The 234-nt window shown below is 53.8% G+C and carries 1 pseudogene; it reads left to right on the forward strand.

The features are described 5' to 3' along the window. Nucleotides 1-141: 141 nt before the first annotated feature. Nucleotides 142-234 (forward strand): annotated as a pseudogene (locus SB751_RS35525) (LysR family transcriptional regulator); the annotation flags it as partial.

Genomic DNA, 234 nt, shown 5'->3' on the forward strand with positions numbered 1-234 from the left:
GCTTTGAACTCATTTCATACTCGCTAGAGAAACTGTCATGCCGCGAATTTATCGGCACATGCGCGTCACGACAAACGATTTGTTTGCACTGACCTGTGCGAAAATCGCACAGGTCATCGACAATACCGGCGAGTCACGAGCATGCGCAGAAAGATCCCTTCGACAGCAGCGCTATCCGCATTCGAAACGGCCGCGCGCCATCAAAGCTTTACGAAGGCCGCGGACGAACTCGCG

This window comes from Cupriavidus sp. SIMBA_020 (assembly GCF_046535395.1).
In the GTDB taxonomy this organism is placed as follows: domain Bacteria; phylum Pseudomonadota; class Gammaproteobacteria; order Burkholderiales; family Burkholderiaceae; genus Cupriavidus; species Cupriavidus campinensis.